8 protein-coding genes and 1 pseudogene are annotated in these 6,134 nt (G+C 38.0%); 8 read left to right on the forward strand and 1 reads right to left on the reverse strand.

Going from position 1 to position 6,134, the window contains the following annotated elements:
• Window positions 1-4 precede the first annotated feature (4 nt).
• From secY to rplQ, 8 genes are all read left to right on the forward strand, one after another.
• Complete coding sequence (secY, locus tag K6V48_RS03720) at window positions 5-1,315, forward strand: preprotein translocase subunit SecY (RefSeq protein ID WP_024391471.1); 1,311 nt, start codon at window positions 5-7, stop codon at window positions 1,313-1,315.
• 93 nt (window positions 1,316-1,408) lie between these two features.
• On the forward strand, window positions 1,409-2,050 hold the full coding sequence (locus tag K6V48_RS03725) for an adenylate kinase (RefSeq protein WP_024391470.1): 642 nt from the start codon (window positions 1,409-1,411) through the stop codon (window positions 2,048-2,050).
• Between the two features lie 121 nt (window positions 2,051-2,171).
• Entirely contained in the window at window positions 2,172-2,390 is a 219-nt protein-coding gene (gene infA / locus K6V48_RS03730; RefSeq protein ID WP_002936627.1) for a translation initiation factor IF-1, read from the forward strand.
• A 24-nt stretch (window positions 2,391-2,414) separates the two neighbouring features.
• A complete protein-coding gene (gene rpmJ / locus K6V48_RS03735; protein WP_001808836.1) occupies window positions 2,415-2,531 on the forward strand; it encodes a 50S ribosomal protein L36 in 117 nt (38 codons plus the stop codon).
• 19 nt (window positions 2,532-2,550) lie between these two features.
• Complete coding sequence (gene rpsM, locus K6V48_RS03740) at window positions 2,551-2,916, forward strand: 30S ribosomal protein S13 (RefSeq protein ID WP_002936622.1); 366 nt, start codon at window positions 2,551-2,553, stop codon at window positions 2,914-2,916.
• Between the two features lie 17 nt (window positions 2,917-2,933).
• Window positions 2,934-3,317, forward strand: coding sequence for a 30S ribosomal protein S11 (gene rpsK, locus K6V48_RS03745; protein ID WP_004195509.1), 384 nt, complete (start codon window positions 2,934-2,936; stop codon window positions 3,315-3,317).
• A 44-nt stretch (window positions 3,318-3,361) separates the two neighbouring features.
• Window positions 3,362-4,300 (forward strand): DNA-directed RNA polymerase subunit alpha, encoded by a 939-nt coding sequence (locus K6V48_RS03750; RefSeq protein WP_024391469.1) that lies wholly within the window; start codon window positions 3,362-3,364, stop codon window positions 4,298-4,300.
• 14 nt (window positions 4,301-4,314) lie between these two features.
• The gene (gene rplQ / locus K6V48_RS03755) at window positions 4,315-4,701 is read left to right on the forward strand and encodes a 50S ribosomal protein L17 (protein WP_000331493.1); all 387 of its coding nucleotides are present in this window, start codon (window positions 4,315-4,317) and stop codon (window positions 4,699-4,701) included.
• A 581-nt stretch (window positions 4,702-5,282) separates the two neighbouring features.
• On the opposite strand, the pseudogene K6V48_RS03760 reads toward rplQ, so the two are convergent.
• Window positions 5,283-5,598, reverse strand: a pseudogene (locus K6V48_RS03760) (helix-turn-helix domain-containing protein); the annotation flags it as partial.
• Window positions 5,599-6,134 lie beyond the last annotated feature (536 nt).

The following is a 6,134-nucleotide window of genomic DNA, read 5'->3' on the forward strand; positions in this document are numbered from 1 at the left end:
GCCTATGTTTTTTAAACTTTTAAAAGATGCCGTAAAGGTTAGATTAGTACGTAACAAAATATTGTTCACTATCTTCATCCTTTTTGTCTTCCGAGTTGGAACTCACATTACAGTTCCAGGTATTAACGCCAAGAGTCTTGAAGCCCTCTCAAATGTACCATTCCTAAATATGTTGAGCTTGGTTTCAGGAAACGCAATGCGTAATTTTTCAGTTTTTGCACTAGGGGTTAGTCCATATATCACTGCTTCGATTATTGTTCAACTTTTACAAATGGATATCCTTCCAAAATTTGTTGAATGGGGTAAGCAAGGTGAAGTGGGCCGTCGCAAACTGAATCAAGCAACACGTTATATCTCTTTGGGATTAGCTTTTGTCCAGTCTATTGGTATTACTGCAGGTTTTAATGCGCTTTCGGGTGCACAACTGACAAATATGCCTTTGAATTGGCAAACGTACCTTTTAATCGGTTCTATTTTGACAACTGGTTCAGTCATTGTAACTTGGTTGGGTGAGCAGATTACAGAAAAAGGGTATGGAAATGGTACGTCCATGATTATCTTCGCAGGGATTATATCTTCCCTACCAGGAACGTTTCACGAGATTTATATTGATCGTTTTGTCAATATTGAATCTAGTCGATTGGGAGAATCAGCTATCTTTGTAGCAATCTTGGTTGTATTAATTTTATTAGTCGTTTACTTCACGACATTTGTACAACAAGCAGAATACAAATTACCAATCCAATATACAAAAAGAGCTCAGGGAGCACCATCTAGTTCTTACTTACCATTGAAATTAAATCCAGCAGGTGTTATTCCCGTGATTTTTGCTGGTTCAATTACAGCAGTACCTACATCTCTTATTCAATATTTTGCAAGTCAGAATCAGAGTGCAGGTTGGTTATTGACTGTTCAAGAATATTTTGATTATTCAACGGTAAAAGGAATGCTGGTATATGCCGGATTGATAATTGTATTCACATTCTTCTATACCTTTGTTCAAGTCAATCCAGAAAAAACTGCTGAAAGCCTTCAAAAGAGCGCAGCATATATCCATGGGGTTCGACCTGGTAACGGTACTGAGCAATATCTGTCTAAGCTTCTAACAAGATTGGCAACAGTTGGTGCTTTATTCTTGAGTTTTGTTGCTTTGTTGCCGATTATTGCACAAAATCTCTTTGGACTTTCTTCAAACATTGCATTCCTCGGTACAAGTTTGATCATTGTTATCTCTACAAGTATTGAAGGAATCAAGCAATTGGAAGGCTACCTTCTTAAGAGAAAATATGTAGGTTTCTTAGAAATTACAGAATAGAATACAGGTTGACCTCGTCAACCTTCTATTTTGTTTTTAGATAAGTTTGTCAATATTGGCAAATTTATGTGAAAACAAAATAAGGAGTTTGTCATGAATCTTTTAATTATGGGTTTACCAGGTGCTGGTAAAGGAACACAAGCAGCTAAGATTGTTGAGAAATTTAATGTTGCTCACATTTCAACTGGCGACATGTTTCGTGCAGCAATGGCTAATCAAACTGAAATGGGCAAATTAGCTAAGTCATATATTGACAAAGGTGATCTTGTGCCTGATGAGGTTACAAATGGTATTGTGAAAGAGCGTTTAGCTCAGAATGATATCAAAGAAAAAGGTTTCTTATTAGATGGATACCCACGAACAATTGAACAAGCACATGCGCTTGATACAAACCTAGATGAGTTAGGTATTGAGCTACAGGGAGTCATCAATATTGAAATTGATCCTTCTAAACTTGTAGAACGTCTCAGTGGACGTATCATTCATAAAGAAACTGGGGAAACGTTCCATAAAGTATTCAACCCACCTGTTGGAGACTATAAGGAAGAAGATTTTTATCAACGTGAAGATGATAAACCAGAGTCTGTTAAGCGCCGTTTAGAAGTAAACATTGCCCAAGGTCAGCCGATTATCGACCATTATCGTGCAAAAGGTTTGGTTCATGATATTGAAGGCGATCAAGACATCGAACTTGTTTTCCAAGCAATTGATACTGTATTATCAAAATTGCAATAATCTAATGGATTGGGCTTGCATTTTTCTTGCAAAGATGATAAAATAGCCTAGTCTGACTTATAATTGTTACCTCTGTGTTCAGAGGACATCAAATCGATATTTAGAGAGGGGTTACTTTTGCATGGCAAAAGAAGATGTGATTGAAATTGAAGGCAAAGTAGTCGATACAATGCCAAATGCTATGTTTACTGTTGAGTTGGAAAACGGACACCAAGTCCTTGCAACTGTTTCTGGTAAAATCCGTAAAAACTACATTCGTATTTTGGTCGGTGACCGCGTAACTGTTGAGCTTAGTCCCTACGACTTGACACGTGGACGTATCACATACCGCTTTAAATAGTCGAAATACTTGGAGGGATTAAACATGAAAGTAAGACCATCGGTCAAACCAATTTGCGAATACTGCAAAGTTATTCGTCGTAATGGTCGTGTTATGGTGATTTGCCCAGCAAACCCTAAACACAAGCAACGTCAAGGTTAAGAAATAGAAAGGAGAAAACATGGCTCGTATTGCTGGAGTTGACATTCCAAATGACAAACGTGTAGTTATTTCATTGACTTATGTTTATGGTATCGGTCTTGCAACATCTAAAAAAATTCTTGCAGCTGCAGGCATTTCAGAAGATGTACGCGTGAAAGATTTGACATCAGATCAAGAAGATGCTATTCGTCGTGAAGTTGATGCAATCAAAGTTGAAGGTGACCTCCGTCGTGAAGTTAACTTGAACATTAAACGTTTGATGGAAATCGGTTCATACCGTGGAATCCGTCACCGTCGTGGACTTCCTGTCCGTGGACAAAACACTAAAAACAATGCTCGTACTCGTAAAGGTAAAGCCGTTGCGATTGCAGGTAAGAAAAAATAATATAGGAGGTAGAAAAATTGGCTAAACCAACACGTAAACGTCGTGTGAAAAAGAATATCGAATCTGGTATTGCACATATTCACGCTACATTTAATAACACTATTGTTATGATTACTGATGTGCATGGTAACGCTATTGCTTGGTCATCAGCTGGTGCTCTTGGTTTTAAAGGTTCACGTAAATCTACACCATTCGCAGCCCAAATGGCTTCAGAAGCAGCTGCTAAATCTGCACAAGAACACGGTCTAAAAACAGTTGAAGTTACCGTTAAAGGCCCAGGTTCAGGTCGTGAGTCTGCTATCCGCGCTCTTGCTGCCGCTGGTCTTGAAGTAACAGCAATTCGTGATGTGACTCCTGTACCACACAATGGTGCTCGTCCTCCAAAACGTCGCCGTGTATAATCATACATTCCATACACAGCTTTTCGTTTAAGAGGGAGTAAGAAATGATTGAGTTTGAAAAACCAACAATAACAAAAATTGATGAAAATAAAGATTACGGCAGATTTGTTATCGAGCCATTAGAACGTGGTTACGGTACAACTCTTGGTAACTCTCTTCGTCGTGTACTTCTTGCATCACTCCCAGGTGCTGCAATTACATCTATTAAAATTGATGGTGTACTCCACGAATTCGACACAGTTCCGGGTGTCCGTGAAGATGTTATGCAAATCATTCTTAACATCAAAGGCATTGCTGTAAAATCTTATGTCGAAGACGAAAAGAAAATTGAACTTGATGTAGTAGGTCCAGCTGAAGTGACAGCAGGTGACATTCTTACAGATAGTGACATTGAAATTGTAAACCCTGACCATTATCTATTTACCATTGCTGAAGGTAAAACATTTAAAGCGATTTTGACAGTCAATTCAGGTCGTGGTTATGTCCCTGCAGAAGGTAATAAAAAAGATGACGCGCCAGTAGGTACACTTGCTGTAGATTCTATCTATACGCCAGTAAAAAAAGTCAATTATCAAGTTGAACCAGCCCGTGTTGGTAGCAACGATGGTTTTGACAAATTAACACTTGAAATCAATACTAATGGTACAATTATTCCAGAAGATGCTCTAGGTCTTTCTGCACGTATTTTGATGGAACACCTTGGTCTATTTACAGATTTGACTGAAGTTGCAAAATCAGCAGAAGTGATGAAAGAAACAGAGACTGCATCGGATGATCGCATGCTTGATCGTACGATTGAGGAATTGGACCTTTCTGTTCGCTCATATAACTGTCTTAAACGTGCAGGCATCAACACTGTATTTGATTTGACAGAGAAGACTGAACCAGAGATGATGAAAGTGCGCAATCTTGGCCGCAAGAGTCTTGAAGAAGTCAAAGTTAAATTGGCTGATCTTGGTCTAGGATTGAAAAAAGATAAATAATATAGGAGGAAATCATGGCATACCGTAAACTAGGACGCACTAGCTCACAACGTAAAGCAATGTTGCGCGATTTGACAACTGACCTTTTGATCAACGAATCAATCGTTACAACTGAAGCTCGTGCTAAAGAAATCCGTAAAACAGTTGAAAAAATGATCACACTTGGTAAACGTGGTGACTTGCACGCTCGTCGTCAAGCTGCTGCATTTGTTCGTAATGAAATTGCATCTGAAAACTATGATGAAGCAACAGATAAGTATACTTCTACAACTGCACTTCAAAAATTGTTCTCAGAAATCGCACCTCGTTATGCTGAACGCAATGGTGGATACACTCGTATTCTCAAAACTGAACCACGTCGTGGTGATGCTGCCCCAATGGCAATTATCGAACTTGTATAAGATCATCAATTTTGTTGAGTGTTATGATGATGGAATTCCTTGTGAGTTCTTAGTCTAGCTCTGGTCTACCGCCGAGTCTGTCTCGGCGGTAACACTCATCATATTGATTGGACGCTTGTTTACGAAATTACTCTAAAGTAGAATAATTTCGTAAGCAGGCGTTTTTCTTTAAAACTATGGGCTCAATGTCAATTAGGATGAAGAAAGCATAAACGTTGTGTAATTTTGGGGCAAAGCAATTCAGCTATAACATTTGAAGTAAAGTTCCAAAAAGTAGAGGGAGCAATGTGAGGGTATTTAAAGCTATCCAATCAACTTTTTATTTCCTTAGAGTCCCATCTAAGAATCTATAGATTATGACTTATTCATCACTCTTTAGTCTTAATATTTTGACCGAAATTCGTCCACTGGTCTAATATACTCCGTCTTTCGCATGAAAGGTGTAGCTGTTGCAGCAAATATGTTCTTCGAGAAACAATTCGCTTAAATGGCAAAATTCTGTAACATAAGCAGCAACGATTTGAGAATTTGCTAAACTATAAAGATTACCAACAGTGCGGGATGGCTGCACAGTCTGTAGTTTGGTGAGGATGAGTTGGTATCAACCTCGTTAATCCTAAATGGCCAAGATGAAACCAAAAACGAATGATTGAAATACCCATTTTCATTTCTTTCGTTAGGCTTTTCATTTTTACCGATCGTTTTCGATTAGTTTGGTATACCGTTAGTGCACAGTCGGCAGACTTTTTTGTACAGCCCTTTTCGCACTTGTTGTAAAGCTGTACCACGATTAATTTCATTATTAATCGACTGAGGAGCCTTTCCAATCAACCCTGCAATTTCACGATTGGACATATTTTTATTTTTCCATCGTTTAATCAGGCGACTGTTATCCATTGTTAAATGTTTCCCTTTTGGTGTATATGTTATTGCATCTCTATGCCTCTTTCATGTATTTGTGATGAACAACAAGTATAGCACAGAGGTGTTTTCTTATGCCTTAATTAACAACAGGAACCCATGGAACTGTTTTGTCAGCTAAACCAAGGCTACATTAGCCTTTGCTACTTAGCCTAACAGCTTCAAGCCTGTTATCAAATGAAATTACCAGCTTACTCAAAGCTAGTGAAACAAATATTTTTGAGCAAGACAAGGTGACTAACTTCCTTATAGAACTTTCACAAAGCTTTCAAAAATAAAAAAGTGAAAAAACAGGAAAAACTACTTGACAATGATGGATAAGATTTGATAGAATAATTGAGTTGTCTCGCAAGACTAGTCAGCTAAAAAACAACGAAAAAAAGTTTGAAAAAATAGTTGACATGTAAGTCTGAAGATGATAGAATAATTGAGTTGTCTCTTGAGGGACTGGTTAACAGAGGAACGAAAAAAAGTTTCAAAAAAGTGTTGACAAGACCTTGAAGAAATGATAA

Source organism: Streptococcus suis, from assembly GCF_019794555.1.
GTDB lineage: Bacteria > Bacillota > Bacilli > Lactobacillales > Streptococcaceae > Streptococcus > Streptococcus suis_AB.